Origin of the sequence: Amaricoccus sp., assembly GCF_017995835.1 — a bacterium.
In the GTDB taxonomy this organism is placed as follows: domain Bacteria; phylum Pseudomonadota; class Alphaproteobacteria; order Rhodobacterales; family Rhodobacteraceae; genus Amaricoccus.
The window spans coordinates 1-15,351 of the sequence record NZ_JAGOID010000077.1; the positions used below are offsets into that span (position 1 = coordinate 1).

The window sequence follows — 15,351 nt, forward strand, 5'->3', positions numbered from 1 at the left end:
TCGCAACCCGACCATCGCCGAAGATCGCGCGATGACCACCGCGTCGCCGCCTGCCTGCCAGCGCGATGGTCCGCGCAGGCAGGCGGCGACGCTACCGGCGAACTACACCACCACCGGGGACACGACCGGCCTCCCCGCCTCGGGAGGGAGCGAATCAGCAGACAAACTCCGAGGAAAACCCCTCAACGACAGGGAGTCAGGGTCCCGTGCCGTTGGTGCAAAAGGTGGCAAGCCCCATTCCGGCCAGGTTTCCAGCCGCATTCCAGCAACGGTTTCTTCCGCCGTTTCAACGGGATGGTCGCTCAGCGTTCCGGGACCAGCACCTCGCGCTTGCCGACATGGTTCGACGGGCTCACCACGCCCTGCTCCTCCATCATCTCCACGATCCGCGCGGCCTTGTTGTAGCCGATCGCGAGCTTGCGCTGGATGTAGGAGGTCGAGCACTTGCGGTCCTTGGCGACGATCGCCACCGCCTGGTCATAGAGCGCATCGTCCGACTGCGAACCGCCGCCGAGGCCGAGGACGAGGTCGATGTCATCCTCCTCGTCGTCGCTCGGCCCGTCGAGGACGCGCGCGTCATAGCTCGGGGTTCCGAGCGATTTCAGATGGTTCACCACCTCCTCGACCTCCTCGTCCGAGACGAAGGGGCCGTGGACGCGGGTGATCCGCCCGCCGCCGGCCATGTAGAGCATGTCGCCCTGCCCCAGCAGCTGCTCGGCCCCCATCTCGCCGAGGATGGTGCGGCTGTCGATCTTGGACGTCACCTGAAAGCTGATCCGGGTCGGGAAGTTCGCCTTGATCGTGCCGGTGATGACGTCGACCGAGGGCCGCTGCGTCGCCATGATCAGGTGGATGCCGCTCGCGCGCGCCATCTGCGCAAGCCTTTGAATGCACGCCTCGATTTCCTTGCCGGCCACCATCATCAGGTCGGCCATCTCGTCGACGATGACCACGATGAACGCCATCGCCTGCGGCTGGATGTTCTCGGTCTCGAACACCGGCTCGCCGGTGTCCTCGTCGAAACCGACCTGCACCGTGCGCGAGAACGCCTCGCCCTTGGCGAGCGCATCCTTCACCCGGGCGTTGTAGCCGTCGATGTTGCGCACGCCCATCTTCGACATCTTGCGGTAGCGGTCCTCCATCTCGGCGACCACCCACTTGAGCGCCACGACCGCCTTCTTGGGGTCGGTGACGACGGGCGAGAGCAGGTGCGGAATGCCGTCGTAGACCGAAAGCTCCAGCATCTTCGGGTCGATCATGATCAGCCGGCACTCGTCGGGCGAAAGCTTGTAGAGCAGGCTCAGGATCATGGTGTTGATCGCCACCGACTTGCCCGAGCCGGTGGTGCCGGCGATCAGCAGATGCGGCATCCGCGCGAGGTTCGCCACCACCGGCTCGCCGCCGATGTCCTTGCCGAGCGCCAGCGGCAGGGCATGGGCGCTGTCGCCAAACCCCTTGGCCGAAAGGATTTCCCGCAGCAGCACCTTCTCGCGCAGCTCGTTCGGCAGCTCGATGCCGATCACGCTGCGGCCGGGGATGGTCGAGACGCGGCAGGCGAGCGCCGACATCGAGCGGGCGATGTCGTCGGAGAGGCCGATGACGCGGCTGGCCTTGAGGCCTGCGGCCGGCTCCAGCTCGTACATGGTGACGACCGGGCCGGGCCGGATCGCGACGATCTCGCCGCGCACGCCGTAGTCGTCGAGAACGCTCTCGAGCATGCGCGCGTTCTCCTCGAGCGCGTCGGTCGAGAGGTGGTGGCGGACGATGGTGCTCGGGCTCTGGAGGAGCGACAGAGGCGGCGACTGCCAGGCGACGGACTCGCCGGCGGCGAGCGCGAGCTCCGGCTCCTCCTCGCTGCGGGCCCGCGCGCTCTTGGCGAGCGGCCGGGGCGCGGGTTTCTGCACCCGGGTCTCGGGCGCGGCGAAGGACGGCGTGACGAACGACGGCGGCGCGGTCTCCGGGGCGTCGTCTTCCTCCGCGTCCTCGTCGCCGAGAGCGGGCGCGACCGCGACCAAGGGCGGCGCGGCGCGGGCCGGGCGCGGCGGCGGGGACGCGGCCGGCTCGCGCAACACCGCCGGATCGAAGCGCGGAATCGGCCCGCCGGCCGGGCGTGGCGCCGACGGCGCGGCGGCGGATGCGCGCCGGGCCCGGGCCTCGGTCGCCATCGTGGCGGCCTGCCGCGCTCCGGCGGCGGCCCCGCCGATGGCGCGGCCGCCGAGCGCGTGCGCGCCGGCGTAGACGACGACCGAGCCCTGCCCGACCAGACGGCCGAAGCCGGACAGCTCGGCCCAGGTGAGCCCGAGCGCATAGCCCGCGGTCAGCACGAAGAGCAGCGCGAGCGCCACGCTCGCCAGCGGCAGCGCCGCCGCGAGGTCGAGCGGGATCGCGCCGAGCAGCGCGCGCAGCGAGGCGTCGCCGATCAGCCCGCCGAGCCCGTAGGCATGCGACCAGCCGGCCAGCGGCACGTGCGTGGCGGCGAAGGCCGCGCCCACGACCAGCGCCACCGGCGTGGCGATGGTGCGGCTCAGCGCCCGGTTCTCGCCGGCATGCAGCACCAGCCGCAGCCCCCAGACCGAGAAGGCGAGCGGCACGCCGTAGGCCGCCCAGCCGAAGGCCCGGTGCAGCGGATCGGCGATCGAGGCGCCGATGAAGCCGAGCGCATTGGCCGGCGCCGCGTCGGTCGCGGAGAACAGGCTCGGGTCGTCGGGCGAATAGGTCCAGAGGATCGCCCAGCCGAGAAGGCCGATCCCCATCAGGATCAGCCCGAGAAGCTCGGCCCCCCGCCGGCGCAGCGCCTCCTCGGTATCGCTCTCGACCAGGCTGCGGCGTTTCGTCTTGGCGCGGGGAGCCATCGTCAGACCCTTTCTTCGGCGTGCGGAGCGAGGACGGCGCGGATCGCCTCCAGCCCACGAATGGTGTCGTCATGGGGCGCGACGAGCGCCACGCGGATATAGCCGGCGCCCGGGTTCGGACCGCCGTCGGTCGCCCGGCCGAGATAGCCGCCGGGTAGCACGCGCACCCCGGCCTCGCGCCACAGCCGCACCGCCGCCGCCTCGCCGTCGCCGACGTCGAGCCACAGGAAGAACCCCGCCGGCGGCGATGCGTATCCCGGCATGCCGCCGAGAATGCGGTCGGCCGCGTCGAACTTCGCCTTGTAGCGAAGGCGGCTCGCCTCGACATGCGCCTCGTCCCGCCAGAGCGCCGCCGCCGCACGCTGGAGCGGCAGCGGCACCGGCGCGCCGCCATAGGCCGTGAGCCGCAAGAGCGACGCGATGGCGCGCGGGCCGCCCGCGGCGAAACCGCAGCGCAGACCGGGCGCGCTCGATCGTTTGGAGAGCGACTGGAAGATCGCCACGCGTTCGGGGTCCGCGCCCGCCGCGCGCGCGGCGGCGAGGGCGCCGGGGGGCGGCGTCTCGCGCCAGATCTCGGAATAGCACTCGTCGGCGCAGAGGACGAAGTCGTGCCGCTCGGCGAGCGCGATCAGCCGCCGCCAGTCCTCGGCCGAGGCCACCGCACCTTGCGGGTTCGCCGGCGAGCACACGAAGGCGAGGCTCACCCGATCGAGGAGCGCCGCCGGCAGGCGGGCGTAGTCGGGCAGAAAGCCCGTCTCGGCGGTCGCCGGGACCGGAACGAGGTCCGCCCCCGCCGCCAGCGCGCCCGCGCCGTAGGCCTGATAGAACGGGTTCGGCACGAGGATCGCCGGCCGCTGGCCGTGCTTCAGCTCGGGCGAGAGCGCAAGGGCGGCCCTGAACAGGCCCTCGCGCGAGCCGTTCAGCGCCACGATCTCGCGGTCGGGATCGACGCTCACGCCGTAGCGACGCGCGAGCCAGTCGGAGATGGCCTGGCGCAGTTCGTCCACACCTTCGTTCGGCGGATAGCGGCCGAACTCTGCGGCATGGGCGGCGATGATTTCGCCGACGAACGCGGGCGGCGCGTGTTTCGGCTCGCCCAGCGACAGGGCGAGCTCCGGGCCGCCCGGCGGGACGTCCGCGAGCAGCCGTCTGAGCCGCGGGAACGCGTATTCCGGCAGGCTCGAGAACCGCTCGGGTAGTTGCATCGATCGCCTCGTCGCCAGGGTCTTTGAACGGTCGCCCCGATCTGGCGGCGAGACTAGCCGCTGGGGGGCCGCGGGTCCAGTCGTTTGACGCGCCGCAACGCCGGGCGTGGCAATCGCGCCACCGTTAACCCTTTGACAGGTCAGGCGAGAGCGGCCTCGATCGCCGCCCCGAGCCGCAGCAGCCGACCCTCCGCGCCGGCCGGCGCGAGGACCATCACGCCGCAGGCCGGAATGCCGGTCGGGACGCTCAAGGCACAGAGCCGGAGCAGGTTGGCGAGGTTCGTGTTGCGCAGCGCCGCGAGGTTCTGCGCCGCGTAGAAGACCGGATCGGACAGCAGCCGGTCGACCCGGGGCGGCAGGTTGGCGGTCGCGGGCAGCAGCACCGCGTCGAACCCCGCCACCTCGGCGCGCCAGACCTCGCGCGCCTCGTCGAGCGCGCGCAGCGCCGCGATGTGGTCCGCGCCGGTGATCGTCGCCGCAAGCCGGAAGCGGTCGCGGATCGGCGCCCACATCAGGTCCGGCCGCGCGTCGATCGCCGCGCGCCAGACCCCATAGGCCTCCGGGCCCGCGACCGTCGACCACAGGCGCATCGCCGACGCGACCGCTTGCGGCAGGCCGCGCTCGATCCGCGCGCCGGCGGCCGCAACCCGCTCCAGCGCCGCCTCGAAGGCGGCGGCCGGCCCGTCGTCGGTCGGAAGCGTCTCCGCGTCGTCGAGCACGAGCAGGCGCGCGCCGGCGAGCGTCGCGCCCGCCAGGTCGGGGGCTGGCCCGCCCGACAGGACGGAGAGCAGCAGCGCCGCGTCCTCGACCGAGCGGCAGAGCGGGCCGACCGTGTCGAACTGCGGGCGGAGCGGCGTCACCCCGGCAAGCGGCAGCAACCCGTGGGTCGGCTTGAACCCGACGAGGTCGTTCCACGCCGCCGGCACGCGCGCCGAGCCGGCGGTGTCCGAGCCGATCCCCGCCGCTGCGAGCCCGAAGGCGACCGAGGCGGCGGCGCCGGAGGACGAACCGCCCGGGGCGATCTCGGGGTCGTTGATGTTCGGCGCCGTCGCGGTCATCGGGTTGATCCCGAGACCGGAGAAGGCGAGCTCGGAGAGATGCGTCTTGCCGAGGCTGACCACGCCGGCCCGCGCGGCGCTGGCGACAACGGCGGCGTCGTGCGACGCGACGCGCCCGCGCAGCAGCGCCGAGCCCGCCTCCGTCGGCTCGCCGGCGAGATCGAAGACGTCCTTCCAGCTCACCGGCACGCCGTCGAGCGGGCCGCGACGCAGCCCGAGCCGGGCGCGGCCGGCGGCGGCGTCGGCCTCGGCACGGGCGCGGCGGGGCGTCGTGCGCACGTAAATCCGGGCCGCCTCGGGATGGGCGGCGATCGCGGTGAGATAGGTCTCGCACAGCGTCCGCGGATCGATCGCGCCGGCCCCGATCCCGCGGCCCAGCTCCGCCGCCGACATCCACAACCAGCGCTCGTCCAAGGCCGTCCCTCCGCGGTTTCCGCCAACCTAGCGGCGGCGCCGGCGGTGGACAATCGCCCCGGCGCGGGGAAAGGTAGCGTCATGGACATCGACCACGACGTGCTGATCGTCGGCGGCGGGCTGAACGGCCCGACGCTCGCCCTCGCGCTGGCCTCGGCCGGGATCACCAGCGCGGTGATCGACGCGGCGCCGGCGGCCGAGCGCGGGCGCGACGATTTCGACGGCCGCGCTTACGCGCTGGCGCTGAGCTCGCGGCGCATGTTCGAGGCGCTCGGCCTCTGGCGGACGCTCGGCCGCGAGGCGCAGGCCATCGAGGAGATCGTGGTCAGCGACGGGCGCGCCGGCGAGGGCGCGGCGCCGTGGTTCCTGCATTTCGACCGGGCGGAAATCGACGAGGGGCCGATGGGCCACTTCCTCGAGGACCGCTTCCTGCGCCGGGCGCTGGCCGCGGCGCTGGCGGCCGAGCCGCGCATCCGCGTGCTCGACGCCACCGCGGTCGTGGCCCAGATCGTGCGACCCGGGCACGTCGAGATCACCCTCGCCGATGGGCGGACGCTGCGCGGCCGTCTCATCGTCGGTTGCGACGGGCGCTCGAGCGCCACGGCGCGCCGCGCGGGGATCGGCCGGGTAGGCTGGGACTATTCCCAGGCCGCGCTGGTGGCCTCGGTCGAGCATGAGCTCCCCCATCGCGGCGTCGCACACCAGTTCTTCACGCCCGAGGGACCGCTCGCCATCCTGCCGCTGCCCGGCAACCGCAGCTCGATCGTCTGGACCGAGACGCGCGAGCGCGCCGCCGCCATCGCCCGCCTCGACGACGCGGCCTTCCTCGCCGTGCTGCGCCCGCGCTTCGGCGACTTTCTCGGCGCGGTGCAGCTCGCCGGCGCCCGCTTCACCTACCCGCTCGGGCTGTCGCTCGCCGAGCGGTTCGTCGGCGAGCGCGTGGCGCTCGTCGGCGACGCGGCGCACGGAGTGCATCCGCTGGCCGGACAGGGGCTGAACCTCGGCCTGCGCGACGTGGCGGCGCTTGCCGAAGTGCTGGCGGCCGCGCGCCGGCGCGGCCAGGACCTCGGCGCGGCGGACGTCCTCGACGAATACCAGCGCTGGCGCCGCTTCGACGCCGCGACGCTCGCGGCCGCGACCGACGGGCTGAACCGGCTCTTCTCCAACGACCACGCGCCGCTCCGGCTCCTGCGCGACCTGGGGCTCGGACTGGTGAACCGCCTGCCGCCGCTGCGGCGGGCGCTGATCCGCGAGGCCGCCGGCCTCGGCGGCGCCCTTCCCCGCCTGCTGCGGGGCCGCCCGCTGTGACCGCCGTTCGGCCGCCGGACTTTTCGCTGGACAGCGCGCGCGCCCTGCCCTATCGACGGCCCGCTTGACGGCCCCCGTCCCCGTGCCCGGGTAGCTCAGGGGTAGAGCAGCGGACTGAAAATCCGCGTGTCGGTGGTTCAAATCCGCCCCCGGGCACCACTTCTCACCGACCCCGACGAAGCTGCCGATGCGCATCCGGGCAGCGGGCGCCGCTCCCGCGTCAGAGGATGAAGTCGTGGGCGGCGTAGCTCGACGCCCGGACCCCACCGTCCTCGATGACGAGCAGGAACTCGTGCGCGGCGTCGTTGTCGACGTTGCCGCGAATATGCGTGTCCCCGTTGACGTCGACCGCCCAGAGGCAGCCCCGCCCCTGCTTCGTCCCGAACACGAACGCCTGGTCGCCGCGGGTTAGGGTGTCGGCATCGATCGCCGAGAGGTCGATGCGGTCGCCCGCCGCGCGGCCCGGCCCCTCGAAGGCGGCGGCGCCGTCGCCGGCGCGGATATGGTCCGGCGCGGCGGGCGAGGACTCGGCGCAGGAGAGGAAGCGGAACGTGTCCGCCCCGGCGCCGCCAACCAGCACGTCACCGCCGGTCCCGCCGGTCAGCACGTCGACGCCGCCGCGGCCATGGATCGCGTCGGCGCCCGCCCCGCCCAGGAGGCTTTCCGCGCCCGCGCCGCCGTAGAGCCGGTCGTCGCCCGCCTCACCGGAGAGGACGCCGCCGCGCGTGCCGCCGTAGAGCCTGTCGTCGCCCGAGCCGCCCCAGATCCGGTCGTACCCGGTTCCGCCGATCAGCGTGTCGTCGCCGCCCTCGCCGTAGAGCCGGTCGTCGCCCGCGCCGCCGTTGAGCCGGTTCGCCGCGGCGTTGCCGCGGATGCTGTCGGCCCCCGCCCCTCCCACGGCGTTCTCGATCAGCGAGCGCGGGTTGCCCTCGTGGAGCAATGCGTTGAAGACGTTGCCCCGCGCGTCGCCCCCGTTCGGCCCGCCGCCCAGCGCGGCCAGCTGCGCCTTCGAGAACACGGAATGCCCGCCGGGGGCGAGGTCGATCTTCACTCCGGTCGCATAGGCGGAGAGATCGTAGGTGTCGCGGCCGCCGCCGTCCCAGATCGTCAGGAAGATGCGGTTCTCGACCGGCGAGATCGCCGCCTTGCCGTCGACGTAGGTCTGCCCGCCCTTCGGCGTCCAGCGATAGACCGTGTCACCGGCGTTGGTCGTGTAGTCGGCCCCGTAGATGCGCTGGAGAGCCGCGATGTCCGACATCATGAAGGTCTGCGCAAACCCCGCCTTCTCGGCCCGCAGTCCCTTCGCCGCCGCGCCCGCCCAGGGGCGGTAGGTCATCACGGTGTATTCCATGCTGTCCCAGGCGCTCGGCAGCGCCGCGAAGCGGCCGTCGCGCTCGTGGGCGTGCTTCAGCCCGAGCGCATGCCCGATCTCGTGCAGCATGGTCAGGTGATCGTAGTTGCCGGCCGCCGGCTTGCGGCCGGATGTCCCGAACCACACGTCGCCGCCGAGCACGTGGTCGCTCGGCATGTAGGCATAGGCGGTGCCGATGGCGGCGGCGTTGCCGATGCGGATCTCGCCGGCGCCCGAGCCGCGCGCCGCCTCGGTCACGCGGAGCCCGGTGAACCCCTCGACGGAGAACCCTCCCCCCCGCTCGAGAATCCAGCGCGCCGTCGTCGCCTGCGCGCCGGAGATCGCGCCGAACTTGTTCGCCGCCGGATCGATGTAGCCCTTGCCGTAGTCGGATCTCGCGTCCGGGATGCTGAAGCTCACCCGTGCATCCGCCCAGGCGTAGCTCGACGTCACCCCGTCGGCGCGGAAATATCCGGCCGGCGTCAGAATCTTCATACGGGCCATGCCCACCCCGCGACACAGCGCGACGACGCGGACGCAGACGCCCGGCCGCTCGCTCCCCACACAAGGCCCGGCACACAGGTCCGGGCCACCCCACCGACGAGGGTGGCCGCCGGATCCTAACGAAGCGCTTACGGCAGAGCGGCGACGCGCCGGAACGATTGACGAAATGCGAACGCCGGACACGCGGTTGCCTCGCCGCCGCCGCTCGCATAGCGTCCCGCGCCAACGAGACACGGGGGCGGGAGACACCCACATGAGCACCTACGGCTTCGACACGCTGGCCATCCATGCCGGGTCCCGACCAGACCCGGCCACGGGGGCGCGGCAGACGCCGATCTACCAGACGACCGCCTACGTCTTCCGCGACGCCGACCACGCGGCCGCGCTCTTCAATCTGCAGGAGGTGGGCTTCATCTATTCCCGCCTGACCAACCCGACCGTCTCCGTCCTCCAGGAGCGCATCGCGACGCTCGAGGGCGGCGTCGGCGCGGTCTGCTGTTCGTCGGGCCACGCCGCACAGATCATGGCGCTGTTCCCGCTGATGCGGCCGGGCTGCAACGTGGTGGCCTCGACCCGCCTCTATGGCGGAACTTACACCCAGCTCACACACACGATCCGCCGCTTCGGCTGGGAAGCGAAGTTCGTCGACTTCGACGACCTCGACGCGCTCGCGGCGGCGATCGACGCGAACACCCGCGCGGTCTTCTGCGAATCGATCGCCAACCCGGGCGGCTACGTCACCGACATCCCGGCCGTCGCCGAGGTTACGAAGCGGGCCGGCGTGCCGCTCATCGTGGACAACACCTCCGCCACGCCCTGGCTCTGCCGGCCGTTCGAGCAGGGAGCGGACCTCGTCGTCCACTCGACCACGAAGTACCTGACCGGCAACGGCACCGTCACCGGCGGATGCGTGGTCGATTCCGGTCAGTTCGACTGGACGTCATCGGGCAAGTTCCCCTCGCTCTCCGAGCCCGAGGTCGCCTATCACGGGCTCAGGTTCCACGAGACCTTCGGGCCGATGGCCTTCACCTTCCACGGCATCGCCGTGGGCCTGCGCGATCTCGGCATGACCATGGCGCCGACGACCGCGTTCCAGACGCTCCTCGGAATCGAGACGCTGTCGCTGCGCATGGAACGCCACGTCCAGAACGCCGAGAAGGTCGCGGCCTGGCTCGAGGCCCGGCCGGAGGTCGAGTACGTCACCTACGCCGGACTGCCGTCCTCGCCCTACCACGACCGGGCCAGGCGGCTCTATCCGAAGGGCGCGGGCGCGCTCTTCACCTTCGCGCTCAGGGGCGGCTACGAGGCCTGCGTGCGCTTCGTCGACGCGGTCGAACTCTTCAGCCACGTCGCGAACCTCGGCGACTCCCGCTCGCTCATCATCCACTCGGCCTCGACCACCCACCGCCAGCTCACGCCCGAGCAGCAGATCGCCTCCGGCGCCGCGCCCAACGTGGTGCGGCTCTCCATCGGCATCGAGAACATCGACGACATCATCCGCGACCTGGAGCAGGCGCTCGTCAAGGCGGCCGGCTGATCGCCGCCCGCCGCGGCGACATCGCGTCGCCGCGGCGGGATCATCGGCGGGAAGGCGTACTTCCGGGGCCGGCCGGCCGCCTTCGCCGGTTCACTCGATCCCGTAGACGACCTCGACGTTGGCCGAGAGGCCGACCGTTCCCGCCGCGACGGGCATGTCGGCCATCGCCTCGGCCCGGGCATACATGGGGACCGGCCCCCCGGAGCCGCCTTCACGGATCGAGATCACCGGCCCGAGGGTCACGCCCGCGGCCTGCGCAAGCAGCTCGGCCTTGCGTCGGGCGTCGGCGACGGCGCGCCCGCGCGCGTCGTCGAGGCTCGCCTGCGGGTTCTCCACGTTGAACGTGATGCCGTCGATCCGGTTGGCCCCCGCCGCCCCGACCGCGTCGATCAGCGCGCCGAGCCTGGCCACGTCGCGCACCCGCACCGAGACGAGGTTCGAGGCCGTGTAGCCGCGCACCCGCGGCCGGCGGTCGTCGGGCTGCGCGTCCCATACCGGGTCGACCGAGAGCTGGCTGGTCTGGATGTCCTCTGCCGCGACGCCCTGCGCCTCGAGGGCCGCAAAGACCGCCTGCATCGTCTCGGCCGTCGCCGCGAGCGCGTCGGCGGCGCTCAGGGCCTCCGACTGCACGCCCGCCGAGATCGTGGCGCGGTCAGGAACGGCCCTGACCTCCGCCTCGCCGCTCACGAACAGCCGCCGCGGCTCCGGCGCGGGGGCCTCCTGGCCGAGCGCCGCGGGCGGCAGGGCGAGCGCGACCAGGGTCAGCGCGGTGTAGACGGGACGCATTGCGGAGCCTCCTCGGAGCCAGTTGCATGAACCGTCTGCCGCAACCCACACGAAGGGACAACTAAAAGTAGCGTGAGGGCGCACGCGATGCTGGCGCGACGCAACGGGATGGGGTAGGCTGCCGGCAGAGCAGACAACCGACAAAGATCGGGACCAGTATGAACAGGACAGGCACGGGCAGGCCGGAGTTCCGGCTGCGTTTCGGTTATCCCAATCTGGTGGTCGAGGAGGACGGCGCGGCGCCCCGCGCGGTCGAGCTCGATGCGGCCGACGCGGTGGAGACGCTCCGCGCGGTCGGGGCGGAGATCCGCAGCCGCGGCGGGCGGCTGACCGCCGTCCTGCCCGAGGGCGAGGTGTGGCGCGGCCGCGCGCGCGACCGCGAGGCCGCGGCCCGCGTCGCCGGCCGCGCGCTCGGCGCCTCCGCCCGCGACCTGACGCTGCGCATGGGACCGAAGGGCGCGGACGGCCTGCGTCCCGTCGCCGCCGTCCCGAAGGCGACCCTGCGCGACGCGCGCGGCTTCCTCGGGCGCGCCGGCGTCCGGCCAGACCGACTGACCGGCGCAGGGGTCTTTGAAGGATTCCCCGCTCCTCCCGACTTCGGCGGGAGCCTCGCCGAGCTTGCCGGCGGCCGCGCCGCGGCCGCTTCCGGGCTCGCCGCGACGCTCGCGCTGCTCGCCTGGCTCGGTCCCTGGGCGCCGGCGGAGACGCCGCTGCCCGTCGCTGCCCTCGCCCCGGTCGCAGAGACGCCGCAGACCGAGGTCGCGGCCACGCTCGAGGCCACGCTCGAGGCCACGCCCGTCGAGGCGATGACGGCGCCGGCAACCGCCGCGCCGGCCCTCGCCGCCCCGGTTCGTGCCGCCCGGCTCTATGCCCCGCCGCCGCCGCGCCGGCCGGTCGATCTCGCGGAGCGCCCGGCGGAGCGGACCTACGTCCTCGCCCCGACCGGCACGCCGTATGGCCCCGCCGTGATCGCCACGCGCGGCATGCCAACCGACCTGCCGGCGACCAGCCTCCCCCGCAGCCGGACGCCGCTCGACAACGTCGCGCCGCCCATGGCGCGGCCGGCGGCGCCCGCAGCCACGCCCGCCGCCACGCCGATCGCCGCTCCGGCCGCCCCGGACGGTCCGATGCCGCGGCCGCGAACCGCCGCCGCCGCCGTCGCGCCGCCGGTCCGCACGGCCGCGCTGGTGGAGAACGGTCCGGTCCCGCGCCCGGCGAGCGCACGCCCGGGCACGGTCGCGAGCCTTGTCGCCGCGCTCGACTCGGCCATCGCCACTCCCGCCGAGGCGGCCACGCCGGAGGACGCCTTCGCCGCCGCGGCGAGCGTCACCCCGCGCGCCCGGCCGGGCGCGTTGGTCGCGGTCCTTCCCGCCCGGCCGAAGGCTCCCGAGCCCGAGGGCGTGCAGGTGGCCTCGCTCGCGCCGCTCGCCGAGACCCCCGGGCTCGCATCGGTCCTCGCCCCCGAGCCGCGCCGCATCCCGGCCCCGACGGCGACGCCGACTGCGGCCCGCGCCAGGCCGGCCCCGGTCCGCGCCAGCGTCGCACCCGCCGCGAAACCGGTCCTGCGCGCCCAGCCTGTCGCCCGGACCGAGCCCGTCATCCGCGCGCAGCCGGCGCGCGTCCAGACCGCGGCGTTGCAGCCGTCCCCGCAGCCGGCGCGCATCCCGGCGACGAAGTTCACCCAGCCTTCGGCCCCGAAGGCGCAGGCGGCCACGCCGAAGACGGTGCGTGCCGCCGCTCCGGCCCCGCAGCCGGCGCGCACGCAGACCGTGCGCGTCGAGCCGGCCGCGCCGGCCAAGGCTACCGCGAAGCGCACCGTCCGCGCCGAGCCGCAACGCCAGCCCGCCCGCGCCAAGCAAGTCCAGCGCCGGGAGGAAGCTTCGGTCAGCCGCTCGCAGCTCGCACTCGTCGGCGTCTTCGGCGGGTCCGGCGGCAAGCACGCCCTGATCCAGCTCCCCAACGGCGAGACGGAGCGCGTCAAGCCCGGCGACACGATCCGGGGCGTGCAGGTCGTCGCCATCGCCTCCGACAGCGTGCAGGTGCGCTCTCGCGGCCGCGACAGCGTGCTGCGGCTGCCCGACTGAGGCCGCTGGCGCCCTTCCTTCCCGGCGCCGGGAGACCTACATCGCTACGGAACGGTTCCGGAGGCGGCATGGTCTGGCCAGCGCTCACCAGGCTCACGGCTGTCGCGGCGCTCGCCGCCGCGCTCGCGGGTTGCGCGCAAGCCCCATCCGGGGACGCAGCGCCGGCGGCGCAGCGCGGACCGGAGGAACTGCGGCTGAGCTTCGTGGACATGCTCGCGCCGTCGGTTTTCGACTGGACCGGTCCGGCCGTGGCCGACGCGGACGGCGCCGCCGGGCTGTGGGCGGTCGTGCCGGGCCTCTCCCGGCCGGAGCGCGGGCGCGTCGCGCTCGCCGGCGGCGCGGCGCATGTCGACGTCGCGCTCTTCCGCGGCGGGACCGGCCGGAACGGGGCGATCCGCATCTCCGCCGAGGCGGCCGAGGCGCTCGGCCTCGGCGACGGAGCGGCGCGGGTCCGCGTCACCGCGCTGCGCCGCGAGCCCCGCCTCGGCGAGGCGCCGCGCTCCGAGCCGGAGCCGGTCTCCGACCCGGCCGCCCTGCTGCGGAGGCTGTTTTGACAGGCGACGGCGCCTCGCCTATGGGTTGCGCCGAGCGGCGGGAAGGAGACCTCGCATGATCCGCAAGTCCTGGATGGCGGCTTTCGCCCTGGCGCTCGCCGGGGCCTTCGCGCCCGCCTCCGCCTTCGAGAGCCGCGGCGCGATCGCCCTCGTCGTCGACCACGCCACCGGCCTCACCCTCTACGCCAAGAACGCCGACCAGCCGCGGCCGCCGGCCTCGATGTCGAAGCTGATGACGCTCTACATGCTGTTCGAGGCGCTGCGCGACGGCCGCGTGACCCCGGACAGCGAGTTCATCGTCAGCGCGCACGCCCAGGAGATGGGCGGCTCGCGGATGTTCCTCGAGGCGGGCAGGAAGGTGAAGGTCTCGGACCTGATCCTCGGCATCATCGTGCAGTCGGGCAACGACGCCTGCGTGGTGGTGGCGGAGAACCTATACGGGTCCGAGGCCGCCTTCGCCAAGGCGATGACCGAGCGCGCCCACGCGCTCGGGATGAACGAGACGGTGCTGAAGAACGCCTCCGGCTGGCCCGAACCGGGTCACGTGATGAGCGCCGAGGATCTGGTGATCATCGCCCGGCGGATCATCGAGGACTTCCCCGACGAGTACGCCCACTTCGCCGAAACGGCGTTCACCTACAACGGCATCACCCAGCAGAATCGCAATCCGCTGCTGACCGCCGGCCTCGGCGCCGACGGGCTCAAGACCGGCCACACCAGCGAGGCGGGGTACGGCCTCGTCGGGTCGGCGGTGCGCGACGGGCAGCGCATCGTCTTCGTGATCAGCGGGCTCGACACGTTGCAGGACCGCGCCGCCGAGAGCGCCGAGATCGTCAACTGGGCCTTCGGCGCCTTCGACACGCTCAAGCTCTACGACGCCGGCGCCGAGGTGGGCCAGGCCGACGTCTGGCTGGGCGCGGCCCCGACGGTGCCGCTCGTCGCCGGCGAGCGGATCCAGATGCTGGCGCCGCGCGGAGCGGCCGCGCAGGCGAAGGCGCGGATCGTCTATGACGGACCCGTCCCCGCGCCGGTCGCCGCCGGCCAGCAGATCGGCCGGCTGGTGGTCGAGCTTCCCGGCGCCGAACCCGCGAGCTTCCCGCTTCTCGCCGGCGCGGACGTGCCGGAGGGCGGGCTCGGCGTGCGCATCAAGGCGGCGGGGCGCAGCGCGCTCGACCGGGCGCTTGCGCTCTTCCCCGGCAGCAAGACGGCGCCCGCGACGGCGGAGGAATGATCCCGGGGCGCTTCATCAGCTTCGAGGGCGTCGACGGGGCGGGCAAGACCACGCAGTTGCGCCGGCTCGCCGCGACGCTGCGCGCCGCCGGGCGCGACGTCGTCGAGACCCGCGAGCCGGGCGGCTCGCCCGGAGCCGAGGAGATCCGCCGCCTTCTCGTCGAGGGCGCGCCGGGCCGCTGGTCGGCCGAAAGCGAGTGCCTGCTCTTCACCGCCGCCCGCCGCGACCACGTCGAGCGCACCATCGCCCCGGCGCTGGCCGCCGGCCGAACGGTGCTGACGGACCGCTTCGCCGATTCGACCCGGGTCTACCAGGGCGCGGCGCGGGCCGACCTGCGCGCCACGGTCGACGCGCTCCACGCCCTGATGATCGGCCGCGAGCCCGACCTGACCGTCATCCTCGACCTCGATCCCGACGAGGCCCATGCCCGCGGCACGGCGCGCGGCGGGGCTGAGGACCGCTTCGAG

Annotated in this window: 11 protein-coding genes and 1 tRNA gene; 7 read left to right on the forward strand and 5 right to left on the reverse strand. The window is 73.7% G+C overall.

The features are described 5' to 3' along the window. Positions 1 to 302: 302 nt before the first annotated feature. The 3 genes from KBA23_RS12005 to KBA23_RS12015 form a co-directional block, all read right to left on the reverse strand. Complete coding sequence (locus tag KBA23_RS12005; protein WP_290741235.1) at positions 303 to 2,852, reverse strand: DNA translocase FtsK; 2,550 nt, start codon at positions 2,850 to 2,852, stop codon at positions 303 to 305. Between the two features lie 2 nt (positions 2,853 to 2,854). Then, positions 2,855 to 4,057 (reverse strand): aminotransferase class I/II-fold pyridoxal phosphate-dependent enzyme, encoded by a 1,203-nt coding sequence (locus KBA23_RS12010; protein WP_290741238.1) that lies wholly within the window; start codon positions 4,055 to 4,057, stop codon positions 2,855 to 2,857. A 140-nt stretch (positions 4,058 to 4,197) separates the two neighbouring features. Continuing rightward, a complete protein-coding gene (locus KBA23_RS12015) occupies positions 4,198 to 5,508 on the reverse strand; it encodes an amidase (protein ID WP_290741257.1) in 1,311 nt (436 codons plus the stop codon). A 102-nt stretch (positions 5,509 to 5,610) separates the two neighbouring features. On the opposite strand from KBA23_RS12015, the gene KBA23_RS12020 reads away from it, so the two are divergent. Together KBA23_RS12020 and KBA23_RS12025 are read left to right on the forward strand one after the other, a co-directional pair. After that, positions 5,611 to 6,837 carry a UbiH/UbiF/VisC/COQ6 family ubiquinone biosynthesis hydroxylase gene (locus KBA23_RS12020; protein WP_290741240.1) on the forward strand — a complete coding sequence of 409 codons (1,227 nt, stop codon included), beginning with the start codon at positions 5,611 to 5,613 and terminating at the stop codon, positions 6,835 to 6,837. A gap of 84 nt (positions 6,838 to 6,921) precedes the next feature. Beyond that, positions 6,922 to 6,996: transfer RNA gene (locus tag KBA23_RS12025), tRNA-Phe, on the forward strand. 61 nt (positions 6,997 to 7,057) lie between these two features. On the opposite strand, the gene KBA23_RS12030 is transcribed toward KBA23_RS12025, so the two are convergent. Then, positions 7,058 to 8,683 carry a M10 family metallopeptidase gene (locus KBA23_RS12030; RefSeq protein ID WP_290741243.1) on the reverse strand — a complete coding sequence of 542 codons (1,626 nt, stop codon included), beginning with the start codon at positions 8,681 to 8,683 and terminating at the stop codon, positions 7,058 to 7,060. 262 nt (positions 8,684 to 8,945) lie between these two features. On the opposite strand from KBA23_RS12030, the gene KBA23_RS12035 reads away from it, so the two are divergent. Then, the gene (locus KBA23_RS12035; protein ID WP_290741246.1) at positions 8,946 to 10,229 is read left to right on the forward strand and encodes an O-acetylhomoserine aminocarboxypropyltransferase/cysteine synthase family protein; all 1,284 of its coding nucleotides are present in this window, start codon (positions 8,946 to 8,948) and stop codon (positions 10,227 to 10,229) included. Between the two features lie 90 nt (positions 10,230 to 10,319). On the opposite strand, the gene KBA23_RS12040 is transcribed toward KBA23_RS12035, so the two are convergent. After that, on the reverse strand, positions 10,320 to 11,015 hold the full coding sequence (locus KBA23_RS12040; RefSeq protein WP_290741248.1) for an SIMPL domain-containing protein: 696 nt from the start codon (positions 11,013 to 11,015) through the stop codon (positions 10,320 to 10,322). 158 nt (positions 11,016 to 11,173) lie between these two features. On the opposite strand from KBA23_RS12040, the gene KBA23_RS12045 reads away from it, so the two are divergent. The 4 genes from KBA23_RS12045 to tmk form a co-directional block, all read left to right on the forward strand. Beyond that, positions 11,174 to 13,099 carry a type II secretion system protein N gene (locus tag KBA23_RS12045; RefSeq protein WP_290741250.1) on the forward strand — a complete coding sequence of 642 codons (1,926 nt, stop codon included), beginning with the start codon at positions 11,174 to 11,176 and terminating at the stop codon, positions 13,097 to 13,099. 68 nt (positions 13,100 to 13,167) lie between these two features. Beyond that, entirely contained in the window at positions 13,168 to 13,653 is a 486-nt protein-coding gene (locus tag KBA23_RS12050; protein WP_290741251.1) for a hypothetical protein, read from the forward strand. Positions 13,654 to 13,708: 55 nt separating this feature from the next. Then, on the forward strand, positions 13,709 to 14,884 hold the full coding sequence (locus KBA23_RS12055) for a D-alanyl-D-alanine carboxypeptidase family protein (protein WP_290741253.1): 1,176 nt from the start codon (positions 13,709 to 13,711) through the stop codon (positions 14,882 to 14,884). Then, positions 14,881 to 15,351, forward strand: a 471-nt coding sequence (gene tmk, locus KBA23_RS12060) for a dTMP kinase (RefSeq protein ID WP_290741255.1), incomplete at its 3' end; no start/stop codon positions are given. The genes KBA23_RS12055 and tmk, both read left to right, overlap by 4 nt.